Origin of the sequence: Acinetobacter sp. USHLN143 (assembly GCF_037145695.1) — a bacterium.
Lineage (GTDB): Bacteria > Pseudomonadota > Gammaproteobacteria > Pseudomonadales > Moraxellaceae > Acinetobacter > Acinetobacter fasciculus.
Genome location: NZ_JBBCWZ010000035.1, coordinates 1 through 24,140, shown reverse-complemented (window position 1 = coordinate 24,140; position 24,140 = coordinate 1). Strand labels below are relative to the sequence as shown.

25 protein-coding genes are annotated in these 24,140 nt (G+C 43.6%); 13 read left to right on the top strand and 12 right to left on the bottom strand.

The features are described 5' to 3' along the window. Positions 1-32 precede the first annotated feature (32 nt). The 3 genes from WFH18_RS10380 to WFH18_RS10370 all read right to left on the bottom strand — a co-directional run bounded on the left by WFH18_RS10380 (position 33) and on the right by WFH18_RS10370 (position 1,933). Positions 33-293, bottom strand: coding sequence for a hypothetical protein (locus WFH18_RS10380; RefSeq protein WP_121979867.1), 261 nt, complete (start codon positions 291-293; stop codon positions 33-35). A gap of 359 nt (positions 294-652) precedes the next feature. Further along, on the bottom strand, positions 653-1,243 hold the full coding sequence (locus WFH18_RS10375; protein ID WP_121979868.1) for a hypothetical protein: 591 nt from the start codon (positions 1,241-1,243) through the stop codon (positions 653-655). 207 nt (positions 1,244-1,450) lie between these two features. Continuing rightward, positions 1,451-1,933, bottom strand: a complete 483-nt coding sequence (locus WFH18_RS10370) for a VOC family protein (RefSeq protein ID WP_171521927.1) — start codon at positions 1,931-1,933, stop codon at positions 1,451-1,453. A 442-nt stretch (positions 1,934-2,375) separates the two neighbouring features. On the opposite strand from WFH18_RS10370, the gene WFH18_RS10365 reads away from it, so the two are divergent. Together WFH18_RS10365 and lon are read left to right on the top strand one after the other, a co-directional pair. Next, positions 2,376-2,957, top strand: coding sequence for a 5-formyltetrahydrofolate cyclo-ligase (locus tag WFH18_RS10365; protein WP_121979870.1), 582 nt, complete (start codon positions 2,376-2,378; stop codon positions 2,955-2,957). 147 nt (positions 2,958-3,104) lie between these two features. After that, positions 3,105-5,531 (top strand): endopeptidase La, encoded by a 2,427-nt coding sequence (gene lon / locus WFH18_RS10360; protein WP_121979871.1) that lies wholly within the window; start codon positions 3,105-3,107, stop codon positions 5,529-5,531. A 75-nt stretch (positions 5,532-5,606) separates the two neighbouring features. Here lon and WFH18_RS10355 read toward each other — a convergent pair whose 3' ends face one another. After that, entirely contained in the window at positions 5,607-6,539 is a 933-nt protein-coding gene (locus tag WFH18_RS10355; protein ID WP_121979872.1) for a M28 family peptidase, read from the bottom strand. 167 nt (positions 6,540-6,706) lie between these two features. Here WFH18_RS10355 and rlmH point away from each other — a divergent pair, with 167 nt between their 5' ends. From rlmH to WFH18_RS10340, 3 genes are all read left to right on the top strand, one after another. Further along, complete coding sequence (gene rlmH, locus WFH18_RS10350; protein ID WP_121979873.1) at positions 6,707-7,189, top strand: 23S rRNA (pseudouridine(1915)-N(3))-methyltransferase RlmH; 483 nt, start codon at positions 6,707-6,709, stop codon at positions 7,187-7,189. A 110-nt stretch (positions 7,190-7,299) separates the two neighbouring features. Then, the gene (locus tag WFH18_RS10345) at positions 7,300-8,076 is read left to right on the top strand and encodes a DODA-type extradiol aromatic ring-opening family dioxygenase (RefSeq protein ID WP_121979874.1); all 777 of its coding nucleotides are present in this window, start codon (positions 7,300-7,302) and stop codon (positions 8,074-8,076) included. 127 nt (positions 8,077-8,203) lie between these two features. Continuing rightward, positions 8,204-8,977, top strand: a complete 774-nt coding sequence (locus WFH18_RS10340; protein ID WP_164543144.1) for an META and DUF4377 domain-containing protein — start codon at positions 8,204-8,206, stop codon at positions 8,975-8,977. Between the two features lie 71 nt (positions 8,978-9,048). Here WFH18_RS10340 and gdhA read toward each other — a convergent pair whose 3' ends face one another. Continuing rightward, a complete protein-coding gene (gene gdhA, locus WFH18_RS10335; RefSeq protein ID WP_121979876.1) occupies positions 9,049-10,392 on the bottom strand; it encodes an NADP-specific glutamate dehydrogenase in 1,344 nt (447 codons plus the stop codon). Between the two features lie 349 nt (positions 10,393-10,741). Between gdhA and WFH18_RS10330 the strand changes: the two genes are divergently transcribed. Both WFH18_RS10330 and nth read left to right on the top strand, forming a co-directional pair. Then, the gene (locus WFH18_RS10330; RefSeq protein WP_121979877.1) at positions 10,742-11,533 is read left to right on the top strand and encodes an RnfABCDGE type electron transport complex subunit B; all 792 of its coding nucleotides are present in this window, start codon (positions 10,742-10,744) and stop codon (positions 11,531-11,533) included. Between the two features lie 3 nt (positions 11,534-11,536). Further along, positions 11,537-12,250: an endonuclease III gene (nth, locus tag WFH18_RS10325; protein WP_121979878.1), complete on the top strand. Its 714-nt coding sequence runs from the start codon at positions 11,537-11,539 to the stop codon at positions 12,248-12,250. Positions 12,251-12,367: 117 nt separating this feature from the next. Here the strand turns inward: nth and WFH18_RS10320 are convergent, their stop codons facing one another. From WFH18_RS10320 to WFH18_RS10305, 4 genes are all read right to left on the bottom strand, one after another. After that, a complete protein-coding gene (locus WFH18_RS10320; RefSeq protein ID WP_004279489.1) occupies positions 12,368-12,580 on the bottom strand; it encodes a hypothetical protein in 213 nt (70 codons plus the stop codon). A gap of 89 nt (positions 12,581-12,669) precedes the next feature. Further along, positions 12,670-13,329 (bottom strand): adenylate kinase, encoded by a 660-nt coding sequence (adk, locus tag WFH18_RS10315; RefSeq protein WP_004279488.1) that lies wholly within the window; start codon positions 13,327-13,329, stop codon positions 12,670-12,672. A gap of 75 nt (positions 13,330-13,404) precedes the next feature. After that, a complete protein-coding gene (locus WFH18_RS10310) occupies positions 13,405-14,721 on the bottom strand; it encodes a membrane protein (RefSeq protein ID WP_004279487.1) in 1,317 nt (438 codons plus the stop codon). Between the two features lie 65 nt (positions 14,722-14,786). Further along, positions 14,787-15,305, bottom strand: a complete 519-nt coding sequence (locus WFH18_RS10305) for a hypothetical protein (protein WP_004279486.1) — start codon at positions 15,303-15,305, stop codon at positions 14,787-14,789. 238 nt (positions 15,306-15,543) lie between these two features. Here WFH18_RS10305 and mrdA point away from each other — a divergent pair, with 238 nt between their 5' ends. Both mrdA and rsmD read left to right on the top strand, forming a co-directional pair. After that, a complete protein-coding gene (mrdA, locus tag WFH18_RS10300; RefSeq protein ID WP_121979879.1) occupies positions 15,544-17,550 on the top strand; it encodes a penicillin-binding protein 2 in 2,007 nt (668 codons plus the stop codon). A 2-nt stretch (positions 17,551-17,552) separates the two neighbouring features. Next, entirely contained in the window at positions 17,553-18,110 is a 558-nt protein-coding gene (gene rsmD / locus WFH18_RS10295) for a 16S rRNA (guanine(966)-N(2))-methyltransferase RsmD (RefSeq protein ID WP_005104630.1), read from the top strand. An 87-nt stretch (positions 18,111-18,197) separates the two neighbouring features. Here rsmD and WFH18_RS10290 read toward each other — a convergent pair whose 3' ends face one another. Further along, complete coding sequence (locus WFH18_RS10290) at positions 18,198-18,410, bottom strand: hypothetical protein (protein WP_005104632.1); 213 nt, start codon at positions 18,408-18,410, stop codon at positions 18,198-18,200. Between the two features lie 246 nt (positions 18,411-18,656). Here WFH18_RS10290 and WFH18_RS10285 point away from each other — a divergent pair, with 246 nt between their 5' ends. The 3 genes from WFH18_RS10285 to WFH18_RS10275 all read left to right on the top strand — a co-directional run bounded on the left by WFH18_RS10285 (position 18,657) and on the right by WFH18_RS10275 (position 20,712). Beyond that, positions 18,657-19,391 (top strand): sulfite exporter TauE/SafE family protein, encoded by a 735-nt coding sequence (locus WFH18_RS10285; protein WP_121979880.1) that lies wholly within the window; start codon positions 18,657-18,659, stop codon positions 19,389-19,391. A gap of 98 nt (positions 19,392-19,489) precedes the next feature. Further along, positions 19,490-20,251 carry a 3-oxoacyl-ACP reductase gene (locus tag WFH18_RS10280; RefSeq protein WP_121979881.1) on the top strand — a complete coding sequence of 254 codons (762 nt, stop codon included), beginning with the start codon at positions 19,490-19,492 and terminating at the stop codon, positions 20,249-20,251. Positions 20,252-20,385: 134 nt separating this feature from the next. After that, positions 20,386-20,712, top strand: coding sequence for a hypothetical protein (locus WFH18_RS10275; RefSeq protein ID WP_121979882.1), 327 nt, complete (start codon positions 20,386-20,388; stop codon positions 20,710-20,712). 72 nt (positions 20,713-20,784) lie between these two features. Here WFH18_RS10275 and WFH18_RS10270 read toward each other — a convergent pair whose 3' ends face one another. Further along, positions 20,785-21,333, bottom strand: a complete 549-nt coding sequence (locus WFH18_RS10270; RefSeq protein WP_171521926.1) for a 1-acyl-sn-glycerol-3-phosphate acyltransferase — start codon at positions 21,331-21,333, stop codon at positions 20,785-20,787. 363 nt (positions 21,334-21,696) lie between these two features. Here WFH18_RS10270 and WFH18_RS10265 point away from each other — a divergent pair, with 363 nt between their 5' ends. Then, complete coding sequence (locus tag WFH18_RS10265) at positions 21,697-22,860, top strand: hypothetical protein (RefSeq protein ID WP_121979884.1); 1,164 nt, start codon at positions 21,697-21,699, stop codon at positions 22,858-22,860. A 38-nt stretch (positions 22,861-22,898) separates the two neighbouring features. Here the strand turns inward: WFH18_RS10265 and WFH18_RS10260 are convergent, their stop codons facing one another. After that, positions 22,899-24,044 carry a LuxR C-terminal-related transcriptional regulator gene (locus WFH18_RS10260; RefSeq protein WP_164543143.1) on the bottom strand — a complete coding sequence of 382 codons (1,146 nt, stop codon included), beginning with the start codon at positions 24,042-24,044 and terminating at the stop codon, positions 22,899-22,901. Positions 24,045-24,140: the final 96 nt, after the last annotated feature.

Genomic DNA, 24,140 nt, shown 5'->3' with positions numbered 1-24,140 from the left:
GCTGAATGGCTCTGTTTCATTTTTTTATTAATTCAGCTGCTGCCTATAAACCCGCTATCGACTATGTTCGCTGCTCTCTGTCGCAGCCTTTGATGCATACCGTCCACAAATACAGCTTTTTTAAATGCGTCGATTTTTGCTTGAAGAGGTGCAGCAGTCGCAACCGAAATCCAGACATCACCCACTTCAACATGGGTAATACGTTGAGCAAGATGATTCAGTGCAAGCTGTTTTTCCTGATGAGCACCGCGCCATTTTAGGACTGTCCAGTCGATCATTTTCTGATGAAGCATTCTGCGTCCAATCTTGTATCCAAGTTTGAATACAGTTATGCAGAACTTATGCCAGTTTAATTTTTATTTTATTTTCAATATCTTAATTAAATTTAAGATATATAAATTGGGGAGAACTCCGTTGAATGGTTGTTTTTGGTTCAGCCTGTTTTCAATTCAGTGCAAAAATTATTCTGCAACTCATATTGCATGATCTGCATCATTTCAACTTTTGCAATGCTCATATAAAAGCCCATCTTTTGATGAGCTTTTAAGTGAACTATTCTATTTATAGCTTAGGACAGTCATAAAAATTGAGTGTATTAAATACCTGAATTGAAAGGTTTGAATCAGCGTGCATTCGTTATTGCGGTGATTAATTACTTCACAGGAATCATTAAGTGCTGATAAGGCGTCCCAGACCACATGACATAGGGCACAGCGGTATCCGGTTGCGTATGCTTAGGATACATATCATAGAAACGAGCTTCAGCACCGACGATCATGACATGGGGACCCGTTTTGACCCAATGATTGCCCGCACTAGGCTTCTTGGCATAGGGATCGACATTACTGGCATCCGTGCCCCCTGCCAGCATATACATGAAGCCTACTTTCCCGACTGTGGGCGGCTTATTCCCCATCCAGGCTTCTGCCCATTCTAGAGCGGCCTGATCCATACACATTGGGTCTGGACCTGGAGTGGTCGGATTATCCGGCATACAGGTAAAACCATTATTGCCTTTGCGCAAGGTACGCATTTTGCCATCTGCACCGACAGCGACAATCGTGGCAGCAGCGGCTACTTTTTTAGGTGCGGCAGTCATGGCACTTGCAATGGCTTTCTTATCAGCGGCAGAGGAAGCTGCGCCTGAGCTGGCTTTGCCCGACATGGGCGGTTCAACGGCTAAAGCGGCAGGTGCAGACAGCGCGACCCATCCCGCAATAAGCAGTAATTGAGGAAAATTCATGGCATATTCTCCTTGAATTATCATGAAGAAGTTAGGTTTAGGTTCAGATCAAGTTGGATTAATCTGTAATTTTTGTAACGTATCCTTATAGAGTTGAGGGATAATTTGAGTTGATCAAAAGAAAGGAGAAGATTTAACTATTGCAGTGAAATTGCGCTACACAGCAATATCAAGTGGAATGAAAGACAATATCTTTATCTTTGGCGCTTAACCACGAAATGCCGCTTCGATCACGGAGATGTCAATTTTTTTCATGGTCATCATCGCATTAAATGCGCGCTTGGCCGCAGCACGGTCAGGACTGTTACAGGCGTTGATGAGGACCACTGGCGTAATCTGCCAGGAAATGCCCCACTTGTCTTTACACCACCCACACTCGCTTTCCTGCCCCCCATTGCCAACAATGGTATTCCAGTAACGGTCCGTTTCTTCCTGATCTTCAGTCGCCACCTGAAATGAAAATGCTTCATTGTGTTGAAAATCAGGGCCACCATTCAGTCCAATGCAGGCAACGCCCATCACCGTAAATTCGACGGTGATAACATCGCCTTCTTTTCCGGAGGGATAATCTCCGGGTGCAAGATTGATCGCGCCAACTGAGGAGTCTGGAAAGGTTTCTGCATAAAATCGTGCTGCACCTTCGGCATCGTCATCGTACCAAAGGCAGATGGTGTTCTTCGAAATATTCATCATGTTCAATCTCCATTGATTTAGGTCTTACACGCTCTGCCTAAGCACAATGTGTTTCATATATCAGTCGAGAATAGTCATATGATCCCTTGTCTATCTTTCACCAAAAAACAGAATAAACCTACTTTAGAATTGTATTTTTATTGATCGAAAGCTGTTTCAAAGTGCTTAAACTGATGCGTTTCTAGAGTTTGTCACTGAACGATGGATTGCTTGGAAAATCGTGAATCAAAGAAAATGAATTGACCGTTTCGAGATATTAAAAAAATTAGTGATATAAATACTTTTTTAGTTTTTTAACTTTGAGATTGCTGGCAAAATTAGCCGAATTTAAATAACCAGATATGGAATCATATGAAATTTCAGCTCATAATTATTTTTTACTTTTCCAGAATTCCCACTTAGACTAGAGCACAATTTTGTTGCATATGCTTTTTGCCCTATGACCATTCAGGAATTAAGAAGATACCTTCGTAAAACGCGTCGTCATCTCTCTAAATTTGAGCAAAGGCAGTCCGCACAAAAAGTCTTAAACCGCCTGATCCGCAGTCCAGAATTTATTCATGCCCAACGTATTGGCCTGTATTTGCATGCTTTTGGGGAGATTCAGACCCAATCGATTATTGAACGCTGTTTTAAACTGGGCAAACAGGTGTATCTACCAGCGATTTGCGACATGAATCAGCAGCTGGTCTGGATCCGGATCAGCCAGCATCAATATCATAACAAACGCTTTGCCCATCATCGGCTGGGTATGCGAGAGCCCATGAGCACCCGTGGTGTGCATGTTTCCAAACTGGATTTATTGCTCATGCCGCTATTGGCCTGTGATACTGCGGGCACACGGATTGGTATGGGCGGCGGTTTTTATGATCGTACCTTGGCTTCTGCGCCCGGACGTCCGTTCCGTCTGGGTCTGGCACATGACTTTCAACTGCTGGCACAGCCGTTAAAACGTGAAACATGGGATCAGCCCCTTGATGCTTTAATCACCCCGACAATATTTATAAAGTTCAAACGTTAATTTTGCAATTTTACCCTTGCTAACTACTTTAAAATCACATAATTAGTCATTTTTCATACAATTTAATCTTAACTGCCCTTGTATTTTTAAAATTACCCATCACTATTAAAAGCATGGCAACACCGTTGTCACTCATTAGGAGTGCTCATGTCTGAAATTATTATGAATCAAGAAACCTTAGAGCCTCAGGTTCCAAGTGTATTACCCCTTTTGGCGCTGCGTGATGTGGTGGTTTATCCGCATATGCAAATTGCGCTGTTTGTCGGTCGTGAAAAATCGATCAATGCAGTTGATGTGGCTCGTAACAGTGACAATCTAGTATTTGTAGTTGCACAAAAAGATTCGCTTACAGAAGAAATTGATCACGACAATTTATATCAATACGGTACTGTCGCGAAGATTGTGCAAGTTGTGAATCACGAAAATGATGAAAACTGTATTAAAGTCCTGATCGAAGGCTTGCACCGTGCCAAGCTGAAAACCATCATTGACGAAACTGAGTATCTGACAGCAGAGCATGAACTCAGCCCAATGACGGTGAGCATCGATGCAGACACCCAAGCTGTGCGCTTGCAGGAATTACGTGCACTTTTCGCTCAATATGCAGAAGCGAAACTTCGTAATGCGCGTGAACTGATCACCGCAGCCAACAAAATTGAAGATCTATTACAGTTATTGTTCTTCGTCGCAACCCGTGTTCCATTGAATATTGATGTCAAACAAAAATTCCTGGAACATGACGAATTCGAAGCGCATTTGACTGAGCTGATGACTTATCTATTGCAACAGTCTGAAGAACAGCAGATTGAGCAAACCCTGCATGACTCTGTTAAACGTCAGATGGAAAAGAACCAGCGCGAATACTTCCTGAATGAAAAAATGAAAGTCATTCAGCGCGAGCTTTCCGACATGAACGGCGGCGCGGAAGATGATGTCGCTGAAATTGAAAAACGTCTGGCTGAAGCAGATTTGCCTGAGCATGTACGCAAGAAAGCTGAAAACGAGTTCCGCAAGCTGAAAGCGATGCAGCCTGCTTCGAGTGAAGCTGCTGTGGTACGCAACTATCTGGAAGTGATTCTAGATACACCGTGGAATAAAGCCAGCAAAGTCAGCATTAATCTGAACAAAGCACAGGAAATTCTGGATGCAGACCACTATGGTCTGGACGATGTCAAAGATCGCATTGTGGAATATCTGGCAGTTCAGTCTCGTGTGAAAAAATTGCGTGGTCCGATTCTGTGTTTGGTTGGTCCTCCAGGTGTGGGTAAAACTTCACTCGGCGAATCAATTGCCAAAGCAACTGGTCGTGAGTTCGTGCGTATGGCGCTCGGCGGCGTGCGTGACGAAGCTGAAATTCGCGGTCACCGTCGTACCTATATCGGTGCGATGCCAGGTAAAATCGTACAGTCATTGACTAAAGTGGGTGTAAAAAACCCGTTGTTCCTGCTCGATGAAATCGACAAGATGGCGCAAGACTACCGTGGCGATCCGGCTTCCGCGATGCTTGAAGTACTTGATCCATCACAAAACAGCAAGTTCAGCGATCACTATCTGGATCTAGATCTGGACCTGTCTGAAGTAATGTTTATCTGTACCGCGAACAGCATGAATATTCCTGAGGCCCTGCTTGACCGTATGGAAGTGATTCGTCTTCCGGGTTATACCGAAGAAGAGAAAGTCAATATTGCGGACCGTTACCTTGTTCCTAAAGCAATCAAGAACAATGGTCTACGTGCCAAAGAATTAACCGTGCATGAAGAAGCGATTCGTGACATCGTGCGCCGCTATACACGTGAAGCCGGTGTTCGTAACCTTGAACGTGAAGTGTCAAAAATTGCACGTAAAGTGGTGAAAGAGGCGGTTAGCAAGAAAGCTAAAAATCTTCAGGTTGAAGTGACAGCAGGAAATCTTCCAGATTACTTGGGTCCACATAAATTTGACTATGGAATGGCGGAAGAAGAAGCACAAATCGGCCGTGTAAATGGTCTGGCTTGGACTTCTGTCGGTGGTGAATTACTAACTATTGAAGTTGCAGCAGTCCCAGGTAAAGGCAAGTTCATTACCACCGGTTCTCTTGGCGATGTCATGAAAGAATCGATTACCGCTGCGATGACTGTAGTGCGTACCCGTGCGGATGAACTCGGCATCGAAGCCTCGCGCTTTGAAGAAACCGACGTGCATGTGCATTTACCTGAAGGCGCAACACCGAAAGATGGTCCATCAGCAGGTTTGGCTTTGACTACAGCATTAGTATCTGCTTTCACAGGTATCCCGATTCGTCCGGATATCGCGATGACAGGTGAAACCAGTCTGGGCGGCCGTGCATTGCGTATCGGTGGTTTGAAAGAAAAACTGCTTGCAGCCCATCGTGGTGGCATCAAGTTGGTGTTCATTCCACAGGAAAACGTACGTGACCTTGCGGAAATTCCAGAAAATGTGAAAGAAGGTCTAGAGATCAAAGCAGTGAAATCGATTGACGAGATTTTACCGCTGGCACTGACCTCTCTGCCAAAAGCTCTGGTTAAAGCACCGATTGTGAAAACCAAAGAAGAAGCGAAAGCAGCGCGTCATTAAGACCTGATGTGCTTCCTATAAAAAAACCCTGCTTCGGCAGGGTTTTTTATTGAGTTGTTAAATAAAGCAATTGAATTATGGCTGTAACGCCATAGCAACCAACCCATCCACCACATGAGTCATCTTGTTCAGATCAAGCTTGTCTAAGGTATCCAGCTCGGTATTGTAATAAGGATTACGATAACTTGCAGTATCGGTAATCAGCATGGTCGAATAGTTGAATTTGGCATAATTCAGATAACCAGAAAAATTCATATCCTGAGCAAAACTTGGGCTGACAAAGCGTTGACATTCCAGACGGTTAAAACGCTGCATGGCGTCACAATAATCTCCAGTCAGGCCAGTTGATGCTAAATGCCCGATCGCCGCAATAAAGTTACCATGTCGTGGATAAATCCATTTTAATCCGACGGGATAGCTCTGCACCTGATGTTCATCAAAATAGCCAATCGAATCCAGAATTACTACACCCTTAATTTTCTGTTTCTGCTTTTTTAAAGACTTGGCATGCATATAACTGCCCATATGTTCTGTCTTGAAAAAAGGCGGCTCTTCGAGCGTATAGAAAGCAAACTCGACATCATGTTTGAGCTTGGATTTTTGCAAAGCGAGTAGTCTTGCCGTTTCCAGTAAACCCGCTACCCCTGAGGCATTATTATCAGCACCGTATCGGGCATTAAATACATCATAGTGTGCCCCCATCACCATCTTGGTTTTGGCTTGAGTATCCAAACTACAGATGACATTTCGGTAACTCAGGTTATTGACCACATAGACCTGAAACTGGCATGGGATGCCAAAGCGCTGCATCTGCCCTTTGATCCAGGCAGATACCCGATTCAGCTCTTTCAGATTTTTATAATTTCGGTATTCGTCGACACTCATGATCTGGCTAAAAAATAATTCCAGATGAGAGACCTGAGCATTTTTGCTCGAATTGGCTGCACAGAGGCTTGGCCCCATGAGGCCTATCAGCAACAGCAGCACAGTACAACATCCTTTTATCATGACACTGTTCCGCATTTATTATTATTCCATTCCTTTATCAAGCGGATACTTGAACTACGGACATTAAAGCAACACTAAATCTCTCATTTCAATTTCAATTTGTTTCCCAGCTCAACTTCGTGTTGTTTGATCGTTATAATGAGGTATCCAATTATTGATCTGTCTGTATGAAAATCCGTATCCTGACCATTGGTCAAAAAATGCCAGCGTGGGTGCTGACTGGTTTTGAAGATTATTTCAAGCGTATTCAGCCTTTTGTACAGACCCAGATTATTGAGCTGCCGATGGCCAAGCGCGGGAAAAATGATTCTGAAGCGGATATTCTGAAATACCGCAATATTGAGGGCGACAGCATTTTAAATGCGCTCAAGCAGAATGAAACTCTGATTGCGCTTGAAGTGGGCGGACGCGAATTCAGTACCGAAAAACTGGCTGAAACCATGAAAGGCTGGATGCTGGAAGGCAATGATGTGGCACTTGCGATTGGCGGGCCGGATGGTCACTCGGAAGCCGTGCGTAAAGCTGCTGCATGGCACTGGTCACTTTCCAAGTTAACCCTGCCGCATCCACTGATACGTGTCATGCTGATCGAGCAGCTTTATCGTGCCATGAGTATCAATAACAACCATCCTTACCATCGGGCAGGCTAATGATTTTGCTGAAGCGTTCTTTATATGCAACGTTTTGTTGAATAATCTCTCCTGCTCTTATTTCTATTTTTCATGCATTATTGAGGCATCTTCCAGATGTGGTTTGAATTATGAACTTACAAACGTTGCCCGGCTTATTTATTTCTCATGGCTCTCCTATGCTGGCACTGAATCCTGAGCAAGTGGGTCCTGCCTTGCATCGTTTGAGCGAAAATCTGCCACGCCCGGAAGCGATTATTGTGATGTCTGCGCACTGGGAAAGTGATGCGCTGGAAGTGAGTAGCGCAATTCGCCCAGAGACCTGGCATGATTTTCGTGGTTTCCCACCTGAACTGTATCAATTGCGCTACCCTGCACCGGGAAATCCTGAATTGGCCGAGAAAGTCTTAGGCTTGCTGGCCAATGCCGGCTTTTCTGCACATGCCAACAGTACCCGTCCGCGTGATCATGGTGTATGGATGCCGCTGCTACATATGTATCCAGATGCCAACATTCCCGTGGTAGAAATTTCCTTACCCATGTCGATGAGTGCGGATGAAATTTATCAGATTGGTCAAAGCCTCGCCCCTTTACGTGAACAGCAAATCCTGCTAATTGGTTCGGGCAGTATTACCCATAATTTACGTGAACTGTCTTGGGATGGATCGGCTGCTGATGTACCCGAATGGGCCTCAGGCTTCCGTAATTTTGTGGTGCATAAACTGACGCATAGCGATTATGATGCGGTACTGGACTGGTCCAATATTCCGCATATGGCGCGTAATCATCCAACACTGGAACACTTTGCTCCGATTTTCTTTGCAATGGGCACAGGTCAGCGTTTTAGTTTGGTGCATAGCAGTTTTACCATGGGTTCACTCGGCATGGATATTTATCGCTTCGATTAATCTTGCTTCAGCGCTAAAATCTTAATGATGGATACATTTTTCAACTTAAAGCTGCGAAATGTATCCATATTTTTTCTCAATACATCCATTATTATTGTTTGAACTTTATATACTTCATTATAAGTCCATGAAATTAAAATTTATTGTGCTGGCATTATTGCCTTTAACTTTTGCAGCCTGTCAGTCCAGCGATATTCAACGAGCTGGAGATCTTGCAGTGGCCACCATCCAACAAAAAAATGCAGATCAGATTCTTCCAGCCTATCATTGGGAACTGAATCGTGGACTAGAACGACCAATCGTACTCAGTTTTGATACTCAAGGCCGGCTAAGCGCCGTGACGGGCTGTAATGGACTCGGAACAACCTGGTCAGTCAAAAACAATATCATCACCACCAGCGAAGTTATAGGCACTGAAATGGCCTGTGATGCAGCATTGATGGAGCAGGAACGTTTTGTCAGCCAACTTTTACAGAAGCGTGACATTCCTTTTACGCTCAATACCACAGATCCTGACAAGCCGACCCTGACGTTGATGGCCGCAAATGGTCAAACCTATGAATTTATCGGGAAAATGACTCCGGAAACCAAATACCAAGGACAGGCTGAAACAATTTTTCTGGAAATCTCCCCTGACACCAAACAATGTACCGGCGTGGCTCAGAAAAGCTGCTTGCAAGTCAAAGAAGTGAAATATGATCAGAATGGCCTGAAAACTCAGGTGGATAAAGACTGGACTTTATTCTATGACCAGATTGACGGTTTTCAGCATTCACCGAATGAACGGCAGATTATTCGGGTTAAACGTTTTGAAATTAAGCATCCGGCAGCTGATCAATCGAAATATGCCTATATTTTTGATATGGCAGTTGAGCGTGAAATAGTTAAGGGTGCTCTCTAAAACTAAAAATACCAGATATAAAAAAACCGGGACAACAGCCCCGTTTTTTTTCAGCTTAGACTAAGTCGGACTTAAAATACGCCTTGAGCAAGCATCGCATCAGCAACTTTTACGAAGCCAGCAATGTTTGCACCGTCAACATAGTTCACAGTACCGTCTTCCTTAGTACCGAATTTTACGCAGTTGCGGTGAATTTCTTTCATGATTGCGTGTAAACGCTCATCAACTTCTTCGAAAGTCCAGCCTAAACGCAATGCGTTTTGAGACATTTCCAGACCAGAAGTTGCAACACCACCTGCATTTGATGCTTTACCTGGCGCATAAAGAATTTTCGCTTCAACGAACTTCTCAACAGCTTCAAGTGTAGAAGGCATGTTCGCACCTTCAGCTACACAGATTACACCGTTTGCAAGAAGCTGAGCAGCGTCGTCTGCATCAAGTTCGTTTTGAGTTGCACATGGCAATGCGATATCGCACTGGATACCCCAAGGACGTTGTCCTTCAAGATATTCGAAACCATGTTTAGATGCGAATTCTGAAATACGGCCACGTTTTACATTTTTAAGTTCCATGACTTCAGCAAGAAGCGCCTCAGTGAAACCGTCTTTAACGTGAACTGTACCGGCAGAGTCAGAAAGTGAAACTACTTTCGCACCGAGGTACATTGCTTTTTCAGCAGCATATTGCGCAACGTTACCAGAACCTGAAATCGCAACGACTTTATCTTTGAAGCTTTCGCCACGAGACTTAAGCATTTCCTCAGCGAAATACACAGTACCGTAACCCGTTGCTTCCGGACGTGCCAATGAACCACCGAAAGTTAAGCCTTTACCAGTGAATACACATGCCGTGTCGTTACTTAATTTTTTCATCATGCCGGCCATGTAGCCCACTTCACGACCGCCTACACCAATATCACCTGCAGGGATATCTGTGTTCGCACCAAGGTGACGATACAGCTCGATCATTAAAGCCTGGCAGAAACGCATGATTTCGCCTTCTGATTTGCCTTTAGGGTCAAAATCAGAACCGCCTTTACCGCCACCCATAGGAAGTGTGGTTAAAGCATTTTTAAATGTTTGCTCAAAGCCTAAGAATTTTAGGATTGAAAGATTCACTGAAGGGTGGAAACGCATACCACCTTTAAATGGACCGATCGCTGAGTTGTATTGTACGCGGAACGCACGGTTTACTTGAGTCTGACCTTGGTCATCTACCCAAGAAACTCGGAACTGGATCGCACGTTCTGGCTCAACTAGACGCTCTAGTAAACCATGTGCTGCGTATTGTGGGTTCTTTTGAATGAACGGCCACAAACTGGTCATCACTTCTTCTACAGCTTGAAGAAATTCTGGTTGATGTGCATCACGTGATTTTACGTAATCTAGGAACTCATTAAGTGTGTTGTATTTCAACGCTTAATCCTCAGCAGAAAATGGATCAAAATTGGTCAAATTTACAATCAATGTTAAATTTTGGCGCAAAATATTAAATATCTTTTGTAACTAATCTACAATACTTTTTTTGAAAATACTTTAAAATTAATTTGATAACAAATATTTATATTGATTATGAAAATTTTTTCTATGTCAGGAAATGCCAATCGAATCAAGGCTTACATTCAGATTTATGCCTAATAATAAGGCACAAGTTGACCCTTAATTGCGCACGACTTGGGAGTTTAAAAATATGTTAAAATTAATGAATCGACATATTTTGTTTCACTTACTCTCTCATGCTTGCCATGAGTAACGCTGGTTATACATGAATTCGCCCATTTCTCTGGTCCAATCGATTGATGCTTTACTCCCTCAAACCCAATGTGGACTCTGCGGTCATCGTGACGGATGTTTACCTTATGCCCAGTCGATTGCTGAGGGGGAAAATGCCAATAAATGTGTGCCGGGCGGACAGCCTGTTGCCGATGCTTTGGCTGCATTATTAAATCGTCCTAAACTTCAAGCTGAAGAAAGTGTCTGGCCAGTTCAAGCCGATGGTCGTCCTCAGCGCATCAAAGCCGTAATTCGTGAAGATGAATGTATTGGCTGTACCAAATGTATTAGCGCCTGCCCGGTCGATGCGATTATTGGTTCCGGTAAACTGATGCATACCATTCTGACCGATCTGTGTACCGGTTGCGAACTGTGCATCCCACCCTGTCCGGTAGATTGTATTGACCTAGTCGAAGATGATCAGCCTTTACCAAATGAACCACAGCGCATAGCGGAACAGGATGATCTACGTCAGCGTTACTATGCGCACATCCAGCGTGAAGAAAAACGGCGTAGCGATCGTAAGGGGCCGGTGGTCCGTGCAGAAATTGATACTGCCTTGTTTGCACGTTTCTCAGCTTTAAATGAGCAACTTCCCGTGATTGAAGTCGCGAGCAAGCCAGAAAATGCACCTGTAGCACTCGATTCCAAAACCACGATTGAACTGGCAAAACTACGTACTCAAATTAAAAAACTGGAAAAACAACTTTCGGTTCGTGAAGATGCCCGAAAGCGTACCCAGCTCGAAGAACTGACACAGCAATTACAGGCTTTACAGGGATAGAACATGACTACAGCAAAGGCCAAGCCTGTTAAAAACATGACCAAAAAGCAGATTCAGACCTTTTTTGAACGCCTGCGTGAACAGCGCCCTAATCCAAAAACCGAGCTGAATTATGCGAATTCCTTTGAATTGCTGGTCGCGGTCACGCTCTCAGCTCAAGCTACCGATGTCAGCGTCAACAAAGCCACAGACAAACTCTTTCCAGTTGCAAATACACCAGAAGCAATTTATGCGTTAGGTGTGGACGGCTTGAAGGAATATATCAAGACCATTGGTTTATATAACTCGAAAGCGGTCAACGTGATTAAAGCCTGTGAGATGCTGATTCAGAAGCACAACAGCATCGTACCGGATAATCGTGCGGATCTTGAAGCCCTGCCGGGTGTAGGTCGTAAAACGGCGAATGTGGTACTGAATACGGCCTTTGGTCAGCCGACCATGGCGGTTGATACCCATATTTTCCGGGTAGGTAACCGTACCGGACTAGCGGTTGGCAAAAATGTGTTGGAAGTTGAACACCGTCTGGTCAAAGTCATTCCCAAGGAATTTATCATTGATTCACATCACTGGCTGATTTTACACGGTCGTTATACGTGTATTGCGCGCAAACCGAAATGTCATGAATGTGTAGTATCCGATGTGTGTAACTGGCCGGATCGGTTTGAATTTGGTGCAGCCCGCCCGATTGCAGTGAAAAATATTGAGCTTGCGGAATAGAACGGCGCGATCAAGCTGGAATAAAAAATAGGTGACCAATGTGTCACCTTTTTATCGACTATGAGAAGAGTGCTTTTCGTTCAAACCAAATTCTTAGCTGAGCTGAACTATTATGGATTATTTATCCTGATCTTGTTCAGCCTTTTCCTGCTGCTTGCGCTGTTCAAGTTCGGCTTGTAATTTTGGATGGAGCTGGCGCTCAGGTCGCTTTGCTGCATTTTCAGCACGTTCTTCCTGACGTACTTTGTTGAGCATTTTAAAACTGAAATAGAACAGACCTACCAATACTGCCAGAAAGACTACCATCAACACCAATACGCCAAATTTCATAGCAACAAGTACCCTGTTCAAAATACGCAATAAAAAAGAGCCCTAATATGACTTAGGGCTCTCCGATTGTCAAAATCATCGTCAGCCGATTATTTTGCCTGATCCAGAATCGCGAAAAGATCAGTTTGAACTTCATCGATTGGACGTAAACCATTTAGCTTGTCATAAGTTGGTGCATTTTCACCAGACGCTGCACGGCCTTGGTAGAAACCAACCAGTTGCTCGGTTTCAGTATGGTAAGAACCTAGACGCTTACGAATGGTTGCTTCCTGGTCATCAGGACGTTGAACCAGATCTTCACCCGTTTCGTCATCTTTACCTTCCACTTTTGGCGGGTTGTAAACGATGTGATAGACACGGCCAGATGCAGGATGCTGACGACGGCCAGAAAGACGTTGTACGATTTCTTCATCTGGTACATCAATTTCAATCACGTGATCAATTGCAATGCCTTCTTTTTCCAAGGCTTCTGCTTGAGGAATGGTACGCGGGAAACCATCAAAAATGCAGCCGTTTACACAGTCAGGTTGCGCAATGCGCTCTTTCACCAGACCAATGATCAACTCATCAGAAACCAAACCGCCATTGTCCATGACACTTTTAGCTTGTAGACCTAATTCAGTTCCTTCACGAATTGCAGCACGGAGCATATCACCGGTTGAAATTTGTGGGATATTGTAGCGCTTACAGATCAACTGAGCTTGTGTACCTTTACCTGCTCCAGGTGGTCCGAGTAAGATAATGCGCATATATAAACATCCTCATTTAAACAATATGTATGACGCCACGACCACAATCACCCGATTGTGTCCCCCGACATCTCATTATAAGAAAGCCACAAACAAATGGATTAAACCCGCGACAAAACCGGTTACCCCACCCAATAAAATCAGAATCCATTCATCTTCCTGAAATGCAGGACGTAAAAGATTCTGAAACTCCTTCGGAGTCAACTCACGTATGCGGTCTCTAAACATTTGATAGATTTTCTGTGCACGGCTCGCATTAAATGCTGGGTCGCATACAGGTACCATCGTAATTTCAATCGAGCGATCGATCAAGTCCGTCTTGAGTTTTGCATACTCTTTTGGTCCTAAAGACAGCTGTAAAGAGGTCCGAACCAGGGGTGTTTCCATAATTTCATTAATATGACGTTTGATAATGCGGCGGGTTTTGTCTTTTCTGCCGCCATACATCATCTCGGTCATGATCGATTTTAACGTAATCAGGTCTTCTGTGACTACACTTGCGAAGACGTCAGAGACTTCATCCTGACGTTTCATAAATGCGCCTTGTATGTTATAGGTTCCGATACGAGGAATCACCGGCTTAATCCACGGAAACTTGCGATTTGTGGTACGGGCAAAGAATTGCGGGTACTTTACTGGGTGTGGATAGAGTGGGTTGAATACCATCCAGATCGCGATCCAGTTGGTCAAAAAGCCCCAGATCGCAGCCCAGAACGGTACAGTCCAGTGCCACGGCACTACAAACCAGACAATCATCTGGAAAATCCCAAAGAACATCCCGATGAGGGCACTGATATGCCAGATAAAATTGATCTCTTTTTGACCCACCTTCAGGAACATACGCACCATCAAGCGACGGTCGCCTTCCATCTGGCTCACTACCATTTCACGCATATCTACAAGTGACTCGACGTTCATGGTCAGCTCAGTCACTAATTCACGCAAAATTGCCGGCATTTGTTTTTGTGCTTGTGCATAAATTCTGCGCTTAATAGCAAAAGGTAGGTTTTCCCAGAGCACCGCATTGCGATCCATCATCACTTCATCAATCAGGTGTTCCAGTTCGAAACCGACCTGCTCGCCAATGATGCGTGCCATATCATCCGGATCCATCGCCTGTAAAAATTCGCGGATAGAGCCTAATTTTGACAGTGTGTTATCGGTAATAATGCCTGAAATACGTCCAGCTTTGCGTGGCACAATCCCTTGCCAGCCCACAGGTAAAGGCCCGAGATGGAAACCCCAAAAATTGATCGGATAAAAGACCATTTTCAGCGCCATCCAGACGTGAGCCCAGGTTACAAATGCAGTCACTGGAATAATGCTGAGCACGGCCCAAAAATCCGGGCGGTTTACAAAGGTTTGCCACAACTCGTTGACGTACTCAAGCATGCATAACTTCCATATTTAATTTTTTGTTCACAGAATACACATATTAATAAGGTCGAATATTTTGTCTATAAACCGATACTTAAAGTATAGGAAAATTGTAGCCGGGGTTCTGTTTCAGCCACAGCACGACCATTTCGGTCTTCGAGTTTCTCTCCGGCACCGATCCCGATACTAAAACTGCTGATCCGTTCTGAACTAAGCAAAACATAGGCCAAATCAACGCCAGCACCTAAACGGCCTTCATACTCGCCATCAACCTGTTTGCTGTCGATATGACCGGCATAAACCCCGACATAATAACCATTTTTGTCTTTGCCGGTGAGATGTGCAGGATAACGAAAGCCTGCCTGACCGCCAATCGTACGATCATCATCCAGAAAAACACCACCTTTCACATAAGCAATCCCATAAGGGTTCACCCATTCGGTATTTAAATGCAGTAATTTCTGGGTAAAACCAACACCCACATTAAAGGCTTTTGCCTGAGCAGGCTCTATTTTGGTTGCAGTATTATTAATCTGATCATGTGCATAAGCCCCGTTCGCCCACAATGCAAATGCCAACAAAGGGTAAACCTTGTTCATTCCTTCACCATCTTCCTTAATTATAGTTTTTGGTATAGTCCTATTTTTATTAGATTTTACTCTAGCAGAATTATCACAACTCTTATATACAGCACTTTACAATTTTAATGTCTGCAAAGTCAAAGCTTAAAGGAACTGATTGTAAGGGCAGTTTTTCATTATCAAATCAAGTGCAGTTGCGTTAGAATACTCCACTTTGATTCTTTTCTACCACTCTCAGGTCTTAAGTCGATCGCGTATGAAGCAGCACTTTCCTTTAAAAAACGCACAACAAGAAAAGCGCATCTATCGCAGTCGAGTCTTGATTTCCATGGGGATTGTCATTTTCTTTATGCTGCTGCTGGTCAGCCGCTATGCCTATTTGCAACTGTTCAACTTTGAAAGCTTTACTACAGCTTCTGATGAGAACCGGATTCGTCTACAACCTTTGCCGCCAGCGCGTGGTTATATTTATGACCGTAACGGCGTGTTGCTGGCCGATAATTACCCGGTATTTACTGCCACTTTAAGTCGTGCTGACGTACAGGATATCGACCAAACGCTCGAACGCCTGAAACCGATTCTGGAATTGACCGAAGAAGATCTTGAACGCTTTCAAACCCGGATTAAAACAGCACGTAAAACCGAACGGGTTTCAATCAAGCTCAATCTGAATGAAAATGATATTGCGCGTTTCAGTGAAGTGAAATATCAGTTTCCGGGCGTGAATATTGAAACCCAGATGACTCGCTATTACCCGCATGGCGATCTGTTCGCACATGTGATCGGTTATGTCGGTCGTATTAATGACAAAGAACTGAAAGCCATTGATAAGGATCTCTATGCCGGAACCAACCTGATTGGAAAGATCGGAGTGGAAAAATCCTATGAAGAGCTGCTGCATGGTGTGCCAGGAAATGAATCGGTAGAGGCCGATGCCTTTGGTAATGTGCTGCGTCATCTGGGTCGTAAAGACCCAGTGCGTGGTAATGATCTGTTCCTGTCACTGGATTACGGTTTGCAGGTGGTAGCTTCAGAACAACTGGCTGGGCGTCGTGGCGCGATTGTGGCGATGGATCCTAAAACTGGGGAAATTCTGGCACTGGTATCTAGTCCAAGTTTTAACCCGAACCTGTTTGTGACCGGGATCAGCACCAAAGATTATTCATTCCTGCGTGATAACCTTGATCAACCTTTATATAACCGTGCGGTACAAGGAGTTTATCCACCTGGCTCTACTATCAAACCAATGTTTGCGCTCGGTGGTCTGCATCATGGGCTGGTCGATTGGGATACCACTATTTCTGATCCAGGCTATTTCAGTCTGCCGGGAGACAGTCACCGTTTCCGTGACCATAAAAAATCCGGGCATGGTGCAGTGAATATGCATAAGGCGCAGGTCGTCTCCTGTGATACCTATTTCTATGTCATGTCTTACCGGATGGGCATTGAAAAAATGAATACCTGGATGCGTCAGTTTGGCTTTGGCGAAAAAACCGGGGTGGATTTACCAAGTGAAAGCTCAGGACTGTATCCAAACCCGGAATGGAAAATGCGTACCCGCAAGGCCAAATGGTCACGTGGTGAAACCATTTCTGTCAGTATTGGTCAGGGTGCTTTTACTTCAACGCCATTACAGCTGGCTATGGCCACTGCAATTACTGCCAATCATGGCAATAAAGTCATTCCCCATGTTTTGCGTGAAAGTCGCGGTGCCAAACCGTTCAAGATGCATAATGGCACGCATGGCAAGATCGATTTTAATGGTCAGGAAGAAGACTGGATCAAAATGCGTGATGCGATGGTGGACGTAATTCAATCCGGTACAGGCCGAGGCATCAAAAGCGGCTTACAATATTCTATTGCCGGAAAAACCGGTACGGCACAGGTAAAAAGTATTGCTCAGGGCAAGCGCTATAATGAATCCTTATTGACTGACCGTCAGCTGGATCATGGCCTGTTTGTCGGTTTTGCACCTGCTGAAAATCCTGAAATCGCGATTGCAGTTATTCTGGAAAATGGTCGCGGTGGTAGTGCCGCAACGGCTCTGGCCCGTCCAATTTTTGATTACTGGTTACTGCATAAAGATAAAAATCCGGTACGCCCACAAGGCCACCAATTAAGTGGTGGTCTGATGACGGCCGGAATCAAGCCAGCTGAATTGCCAAGTGGTGCAGGCATGTTAAGTCAAGATGCAGCATCTAGTGCCGTTCCAGCCAGTGACCAGCCCAACACGACTGCTCCGACACCGGTAGAGCGAGATTAAAGATGAAAAACCAGCTTCGAATTATTGGTGGTGACTGGAAACGCCGCCAACTGCCTTTTGCCAGCATTGAGGGTTTGCGCCCGACGCCTGACCGTGTTCGGGAAACACTGTTTAACTGGCTGATGTGGGATGTACAAAATGCACAGGTGTTGGATATTTGTGCCGGTTCTGGGGCATTAGCGTTTGAGGCATTATCGCGTGGTGCTGCATCAGTGGTGATGATTGAGCCGGATCGTACTCAGGCACAATTTCTGACCCAAAATCTTGAACTGTTAAAAGTCACCAAAGCACGTGCACAATTAAAAGTGGCTACGGCGCAGCAAGCCTTGCCCGCTCTTCAGACACAGTTTGATCTGGTTTTTCTAGATCCGCCATATAGCTTAGATTTATGGGAAGAACTAGCGCTCAAGGCAGATCCTCTGATCAAGGACAATGCCTATATTTATGTAGAAGCAGATCGTGATTTACAATTGCTTAAATTGCCATCCTCATGGCGTTTAATTAAAAATACCAAAGCCGGTACAGTTCGTGCTGGGCTTTATCAAAAAAGTATTTCTTGATTTAAATTGTTTTGAAGAGACATTAAAAAAGGATTCCTCAGTGGAATCCTTTTTGTCATTGTAGTCAGTCAAATTTAAAGACTGTGATTAACGATCACGGCGCCAGTCGCGGTTATCTCGGTCACGTTTCCAATCCCGATGATCTTTATGGTCCTTATTTTTCCAGTCATGATCTCTGTGGTCTCGATCATAATGTCCATTACGATCTCTGTTGCCACGATAATCATCATCCCAAGGATCAACCACACAACCGGTTAATGACACGGCCAATACAGAAAGTAATATCACTTTTTTCATCATGTCCATCACCTCTTACTGCACTCTGTCAGTATCAGGCGAGTTCGTGGAGAGTGAACGGAGCCATTGTTGCACTCTTGTAGAGATTTATGCATGTTTTATACATGACCATAAACGTCTTTTTTCCTATTTAGCTTTCATGCTTTTATAAAAATTCTAACTTTCATTTGCATAAATACAGCTAAATAGAAGCTTGGCTTTTGTTTAAATCTTGAGAATACTGCTGCCTTTGCTTATGACCTGATCTCTATGACTTGGCTGTTATTTATTCTTGGTGCAATGGTCGCAGGTTTCGTCCAGGGACTAACCGGTTTTGCCTTTGCCCTAATCGCCATGTCTTTCTGGGTTTGGGTACTACCTCCGCAATTGGCCGCGCCCTTGTTGGTATTTGCCTCGATCTGGAGTCATGTGATTTCACTCAGTCAGGAACAAAAGCAGCCGGTTTTATCCAGACAGTTGGTGCTGCCTTATCTGGTTGCTGGTCTAATTGGCGTGCCTCTTGGTACTTATCTGTTGCAGGTCATTCAAGCAGATACCTTTAAGATAATCTTGGGATTTTTTCTGGTGCTGTGGTGTCCGGTGATGCTATTCAATCCGCAATTCAAAACGATCCAGCATTCAGGAAAATTGATTGATAGCTGCATCGGTTTTATTGGTGGGATATTAGGAGGACTGGGCGGTTTTTGCGGTGCCATTCCTTCAGCCTGGGTGATGTTAAAACAATTATCCAAAGCCCAGCAGCGCTATATTTTGCGGCACTTTAATTTTGCAATTCAGCTCTTCACCCTTGGTACGTATCTATGGCAAGGTCTGATCAATCAAAGTCATTTACCCTATCTGGCCTTGCTGATTGTTTTTGTGAGTATTCCGGCTATTTTAGGTGCAAAGCTATTTTATAAAATTTCAGAATTACTGTTTAAACGTGTGATCTTAAGTTTACTCTTTAGCGCAGGCTGTTTTCTATTAGCATCCCAATTCATTTAAACACAAGATCAAGCCGAGTCTGTCTTCCCTGCTAAAGCTTGAATCCGGTGAAATAACTGCTATGTTAAGGCCAATCTTTGTCAATATAGATCATCATTATGCAGATTCATGATCAGATCGTTCTTGTTACTGGCGGTGCACGTGGTTTGGGTTTAGCCATTACTCAGGCTTTACTGGCTGAAGGTGCACGCGTGGTCGTGAACTATCATAGCAGTCAGCAGCAGGCCGAACAGCTTGCCCAGCAATATCCTGAACAGGTATTCATTTACCAGGCAGATGTCACTCAAGCTGATCAGGTACGCGCTTTATTTGCCGCGGCTAAAACCCATTTCGGCGAAGCAATTCATGCTGTAGTCAATAATGCACTGATTCAATTTGAATTTAATGGTGATGCACGCCCTAAAGTAGAAACACTGACTTGGGACATGTTGCAACGGCAATTTAGCGGTGCAGTACAGGCTGCCTTAAATACCACGCAAGCCGCTCTGGATGACATGAAACAGGCAGGCTTCGGCCGGATCGTGAATATTGGTACAAATCTCGTGCAAAATCCAGTGGTTCCTTATCATGACTATACCGCCGCCAAAGCTGCATTATTGGCCTTTACCCGCACCACGGCACAGGATTTAGGACAATATGGCATTAATGTGAACATGCTCTCTGGTGGCCTGTTACAAACCACGGATGCCAGTAAGGCCACACCTGACTTTGTCTTTGACCTGATTGCTCAATCGACGCCTTTACGCCGCGTAATTACCCCAGAAGAATTTGCTGCTGCAATCCTGATGTTTTTGTCACCTTATTCATGTGCCGTCACAGGACAAAACCTGATTGTAGATGGTGGCTTGGTCAAAGGTTAGATGTTTAGAGAATAGACTTGGATTTTCAAATTCTGTTGTTCTATTTTTTAACCATTTGGTAGATTAAAAAGGTTTTGTGACCGGGTTTTACTTCTACAATAGTGCGCTCTCATAAAGCCTTTAGTCTACTTTCCATGAAATTTATCACGACATTGTTCAGTACCTTGCTGCTGGCAGGTTGTATGTCCAGCGATTTGAAGAAGTCCGAACAATTACTGCAAAATTTCCATTGTGCCAAGGTAGATACCGCCCAGATGCCACATAGCAGTATGACCGACTATTATCAGCAGATGTTGTATAGCAGCAAATCCAAGGTCGAGTCTTATATCAAGCAATATCGTCAGGGTGAGGAGCTGTTTGACCTGCCACTGCATGAAGTGGTGGAGCAACAATATGATCTTTATAAAGATGCCTGCCAAAATCTGGGTGGAATTTTACCCGCTTCTGAAAATGCATCTTAAGTCTGTCAATCTTCATGATGATTAGGCAATAAAAAAGCAGGAAATATTTTCCTGCTTTTTTTCAACTCAATTTTAATTCTGATAATAGCGTTGATCTACACTAAAGCATTCAGGAAATTTTGGCTGAATATCTGCATAAAATGCCATGATTTCTGCCATATCTTTTTCATAATCCCCTGTCGGATAAACAATTTTACCTACGCCAGTTTTCTTCTTGTCATAGTCCATATAGGCCAATGCAATCGGTACACCTGCATTAATCGCCACATGATAAAAACCTGTCTTCCACTGTTCCTGTTTAGCACGCGTTGCTTCTGGCGTCACCAGCATGACCAGTTTAGGATGGGTCTTGAATAATTCCGTCATCACCTGAACCATACTCGGACGAGGCTCACCCGGCTGTTTAGGACGACGATCAATCCCGATACCGCCCATAGCACGCACAAAGGGCCCAAATGGCAATTTCATGTAACTGTCTTTAATGGTTAAGCGAACATTCACACCTAATGCTTTTAAGGCCAGTCGCGCATACAGTGCATCCCAATTACTGGTATGAGGAGCAGCAATCATGACACATTGGTCTAAATCTAGGGGCCAATGGTTATCAATTTCCCAACCCATTAGGTTCAGGCTTTGTTCTGCTAACTTCTCAAACACGTCACGCACCAATTCTATTCAAAATTGCGCGAATTTTAGCAACCTCGGCAAATATAGATAGTGATCTATGATCAATAAATAAACAGTTAATCTATATTTGTATAATTAGAATTTTTACATGAATAGTTGATTATTTTTGCCACCTTTCAACTTATCTCATACATCAATTTACGGATAGTTAAGATTGCTTCCCAATATAAATAGGAATTTCTTTCTAATTTAAAGGATTCATGCATTAAAAAGCTCTTAACCTCCTCATTTTGGGATATGGCAAATATAAGGGTCTTTTTATACTGAATCCACATTATAAATTTCAGGAAGATTCTAATGAAAAAGACTTTACTTTGTATTGCTTTAGCAGGGTTACTTAGTGCCTGTGGTGGTTCGGATGATAACTCAAGTACACCTCCAACAAGTAATATTGGAACCCAGACCGGGGTACTAACGGATGCTGTGATTGCTGGGGTACGCTATGTCACAAGTAGTGGTGCTACAGGTTTTACCAATGACGATGGTGAATTTAACTTCAATGAAGGAGAAACGGTTAAATTCTATATTGGTGATGTTCAACTCGGGGATGAAATTGAAGCAAAAGAACGTGTTACCCCTTTGGATTTAGCTGAGACTGAAAATGCTCGCCTTAACTTACTGGTATTTTTACAATCCTTAGATGGAGATGATAACGATGACAAACTTCAAATTAGTACGGCCACTACAGATGCCTTAAAAAATCAGAGTATCAATTTTGACCAACCTTATAATGACTTTAAAAATGAAGCTATTGTCAAAACAGTAATTCCTGAAGAAAAGTTAGTGAATGAAGAGGATGCTAAAGCACACTTCCAAGCGACCTTCTACAAAGATATTGCCGGCACTTGGGAGATTAACCGTACCGATAACACTGCTGTGTTGATTCACATTTTGGAAGATGGACGCTATGCACTAGGTGAAGCAGAAGCCAAAGATGAGAGTGGTCAAGCAGGCATTGAAATGGGCCGCTTAAAATGGAATGCAACAACAACCGTGATTGAACCGGAAATCCTGCATGATACCAATGGTGAATGGGGACTTTCACATCCTGCTGAGAATAAACCTTATTCTTTAAACTTTAATGGAACTCAATTAATTCTTACTGAACCAGGCGTTAATACTGAATACCGTTTAAATCGAGTTAAGCAGTCCAATAGTCTCGTCGGCACGTGGCGACTTAATGAAACGCACCTATTTGCTTTCTTCGATAACAACTATTATTTCTTCCTAGACACTGAAGGTGGAGATGACTGTGGTTGGCCAGGAATTGAATATGGCAAATATACATTGTCAGCAAATACTCTCACCACAACCGAGGTATTATTCGATACCAACGAGTGTGGTGGATTACAAGATAGTTCAAATGGCAGCAAGACAATTGCAAGCATCAATATATCTAACAACAATCTTATCTTACATCCGCAAGGTGAAGATCCTGTAACTTTACAACGTGTTAAATAACCCACATAAACCGGCTTGAATATGAAATTCAGGCCGGTTTAATCAATATGTTCAAATTGAATGGTACAGCCCATCAATAAATGCATCAGTTCGATTTGCGAACAACATTGGGTTTTTTCATAAATATTTTTAAAATACGTCCGTACCGAACTCAGCGTAATGCCACACTGTTCTGCAATATCTTCTATTTTATAACCATTAATTAACAACTCGCATAAATCAAACTCTCGTTTGGAAAGCTGGTAACACTGTTGTAGGTAAGCTCTTGACAGGGAATAATGCTGGTTTTTATCTGTCATAAATAAGGCAATCTGATGCTGAGCAGATTGTAAATGTTGCATATTTCTTAATTTTTTAAATGGCACCACCGTCAGCATGAATTGTGAGCCTGCCCCATCACTCAACGCCAAGACTCCACCCACTTCAGTCTGAATGGTCGTATCTTCCAGCAAAGCACTTTCTAATAGCTGATCAAAACGTATCTGCTGAGCATAATTGGTTTTTAGACGGTTATGTATATCCAGATCCAGACATGAATTTTGATCAAGCATTTTTTGCGCAACAGGATTAGAATAACTTAAACACAGGTTTTGATCGAGCAGTACAATTCCGGTTTTTAAACTGTCCAATACGGTATACAAGCTTAAATTATCTTGCTGAATCAAGTTGATTTGCCGGTGAATTTGCAAAGCCCGGCGTAAATGGATACTGATACGTCTTAGAAAATCCAGCTCAGGCTGTTCAAAAGGCTGCACCTCAGGAGCACGATGAATACCCAGTACCGCCCAACGATAATTTCCCCGATCCAGCAATACCCCCGCCAGATAAGATACACCGCCAGGCTTTAAACACTTCTCATAGAAAACATAGTGATCCGTACCCGGCTGTTCTGCATAGTGCTGACAGTTATGACTCAGCGCATCGCCCATCTCGATCGCATTCCATAAGGGCATATGCAGTTTCATATCAATCACTCTGACACGCTCATCTTGATAAGCGGCCAGACTTTCATTCGGGATATTGTGCGTGTAAACAAAATCATAGCTTGGATTAAGCTGATCCAGACCGGTAAAAATTGCACTCTTACTTTTAGTATAGCTGACGATATCTTTGATCACGTCCAGCCACAAAGATGGCAATACAGCAGCATCATAAATTTTTGCAATCAGATAGGACTTACGCATTGACGGATTCAAAAAAGTATTAAAATACTTTATAAAGTATCTGTGATCAGACGAATTAAACATGCTTCTACAGCAACTTGTACATTACCCATTTAT